We start from the raw sequence: 3,244 nt of genomic DNA, 5'->3' as shown, positions 1-3,244 counted from the left end.
CTTCAACACCAAAGTGGCTTTGAAAAAGGCTACTTTGTTGTTGATCAATATCATTTGATCAATCGGCTGTTCTTTAAAAATTCATAGAGTCGAATCAGAGTTGTCAGAGGAAACTGCACATTCGTAAAGGTTTAGTGCAGACCGTGCCTCTGATGACAATTTTTTGATTGCGTCAAAACGAATATTCAATAAGCGAAAGCTGATTGAAATTCAGTAATGACGAATGTTCTTTGATAGTGATATCGAGGAAATATTCACATTACGGCATAACGCGCCAGGTGAAAGACCTGGCAAGTCCTTGAAGATGACGGCGGTATCTTGAAAGAAGATGTCAAAGTTATAGGGTCAAGTGACTAAGAGCATGTGGTGGATGCCTTGGCGATTACAGGCGACGAAAGACGTGATAGCCTGCGATAAGCTTCGGGGAGCTGGCAAATAAGCATTGATCCGGAGATTTCTGAATGGGGAAACCCACCTCGCAAGAGGTATCGCATGATGAATACATAGTCATGCGAGGCGAACCGGGTGAACTGAAACATCTCAGTAGCTCGAGGAAAAGACATCAACCGAGATTCCGAAAGTAGTGGCGAGCGAAATCGGAAGAGCCTTCTAGTGATAGCACGACTGTTAGCAAAACGGGATGGAAAGCCCGGCCATAGCAGGTGATAGCCCTGTATGCGAAAACAGACGTGTGGTACTAAGTTAGAGAAAAGTAGGGCGGGACACGAGAAATCCTGTCTGAATATGGGGGGACCATCCTCCAAGGCTAAATACTCGTAATCGACCGATAGTGAACCAGTACCGTGAGGGAAAGGCGAAAAGAACCCCGGGAGGGGAGTGAAATAGATCCTGAAACCGCATGCTTACAAAAAGTAGGAGCCCGCAAGGGTGACTGCGTACCTTTTGTATAATGGGTCAGCGACTTACATTCAGTGGCAAGGTTAACCGAATAGGGAAGCCGTAGAGAAATCGAGTCCGAATAGGGCGAATCAGTCGCTGGGTGTAGACCCGAAACCAAGTGATCTATCCATGGCCAGGATGAAGGTGCCGTAACAGGTACTGGAGGTCCGAACCCACTAGTGTTGCAAAACTAGGGGATGAGCTGTGGATAGGGGTGAAAGGCTAAACAAACTTGGAAATAGCTGGTTCTCTCCGAAAACTATTTAGGTAGTGCCTCAAGTATTACCTGCGGGGGTAGAGCACTGTTTAGGCTAGGGGGTCATGGCGACTTACCAAACCTATGCAAACTCCGAATACCGCAGAGTACAGCTTGGGAGACAGAGCACCGGGTGCTAACGTCCGGACTCAAGAGGGAAACAACCCAGACCGCCAGCTAAGGTCCCTAAAATTGGCTAAGTGGGAAACGAAGTGGGAAGGCTAAAACAGTCAGGATGTTGGCTTAGAAGCAGCCATCATTTAAAGAAAGCGTAATAGCTCACTGATCGAGTCGTCCTGCGCGGAAGATGTAACGGGGCTAAGCCAGTTACCGAAGCTGCGGATGTGCAATTTATTGCACGTGGTAGGAGAGCGTTCTGTAGGCCTGTGAAGGTGTCTGGTAACGGATGCTGGAGGTATCAGAAGTGCGAATGCTGACATGAGTAGCGTTAAAGGGGGTGAAAAGCCCCCTCGCCGTAAGCGCAAGGTTTTCTACGCAACGTTCATCGGCGTAGAGTGAGTCGGCCCCTAAGGCGAGGCAGAGATGCGTAGCTGATGGGAAACAGGTCAATATTCCTGTACCGATCAATAGTGCGATGTGGGGACGGAGAAGGTTAGCTCAGCCAACTGTTGGATATGTTGGTTCAAGCCTGTAGTCGTGCCTGGTAGGCAAATCCGCCGGGCTTAGATGAGGGGTGATAACGAGGCTGCTTGCAGCCGAAGTGAGTGATACCCTGCTTCCAGGAAAAGCCACTAAGCTTCAGCTATTGACGACCGTACCGCAAACCGACACTGGTGCGCGAGATGAGTATTCTAAGGCGCTTGAGAGAACTCAGGAGAAGGAACTCGGCAAATTGATACCGTAACTTCGGGAGAAGGTATGCCCCAAGTAGGTGAACCTGTACAAGGCGAGCCCAAAGGGGTTGCAAAAAATCGGTGGCTGCGACTGTTTAATAAAAACACAGCACTCTGCAAACACGAAAGTGGACGTATAGGGTGTGACGCCTGCCCGGTGCTGGAAGATTAAATGATGGGGTGCAAGCTCTTGATTGAAGTCCCAGTAAACGGCGGCCGTAACTATAACGGTCCTAAGGTAGCGAAATTCCTTGTCGGGTAAGTTCCGACCTGCACGAATGGCGTAACGATGGCCACACTGTCTCCTCCTGAGACTCAGCGAAGTTGAAATGTTTGTGATGATGCAATCTCCCCGCGGAAAGACGGAAAGACCCCATGAACCTTTACTGTAGCTTTGTATTGGACTTTGAACAGATCTGTGTAGGATAGGTGGGAGGCTTTGAAGTGAGGTCGCTAGATCTCATGGAGCCAACGTTGAAATACCACCCTGGTGTGTTTGAGGTTCTAACCTAGGTCCATCATCTGGATCGGGGACAGTGCATGGTAGGCAGTTTGACTGGGGCGGTCTCCTCCCAAAGCGTAACGGAGGAGTTCGAAGGTACGCTAGTTACGGTCGGACATCGTGACGATAGTGCAATGGCATAAGCGTGCTTAACTGCGAGACTGACAAGTCGAGCAGATGCGAAAGCAGGACATAGTGATCCGGTGGTTCTGTATGGAAGGGCCATCGCTCAACGGATAAAAGGTACTCTGGGGATAACAGGCTGATACCGCCCAAGAGTTCATATCGACGGCGGTGTTTGGCACCTCGATGTCGGCTCATCTCATCCTGGGGCTGTAGCCGGTCCCAAGGGTATGGCTGTTCGCCATTTAAAGAGGTACGTGAGCTGGGTTTAAAACGTCGTGAGACAGTTTGGTCCCTATCTTCCGTGGGCGCTGCAGATTTGAGGAAGCCTGCTCCTAGTACGAGAGGACCGGAGTGGACACACCTCTGGTGTATCGGTTGTCACGCCAGTGGCATTGCCGAGTAGCTAAGTGTGGAAGAGATAACCGCTGAAAGCATCTAAGCGGGAAACTCGTTTCAAGATGAGATCTGCCGGGGCCTTGAGCCCCCTGAAGAGTCGTTCAAGACCAGGACGTTGATAGGTCAGGTGTGGAAGCGCAGTAATGCGTTAAGCTAACTGATACTAATTGCTCGTGCGGCTTGACCCTATAACTTTGATAGCTGCTTGAA

General features: G+C 49.9%; 1 rRNA gene. It reads left to right on the top strand.

Features of this window, described 5'->3' with window-relative positions:
- The first annotated feature begins 343 nt into the window (after window positions 1-343).
- Window positions 344-3,222: ribosomal RNA gene (locus tag ACDELDRAFT_RS20515) — 23S ribosomal RNA — on the top strand.
- Window positions 3,223-3,244: the final 22 nt, after the last annotated feature.

The organism is Acidovorax delafieldii 2AN (assembly GCF_000175235.1).
Classification (GTDB): Bacteria; Pseudomonadota; Gammaproteobacteria; order Burkholderiales; family Burkholderiaceae_C; genus Acidovorax; species Acidovorax delafieldii_B.
The sequence above is the reverse complement of the archived record's forward strand: the minus strand, read 5'-3'. Positions and strand labels throughout refer to the sequence as shown.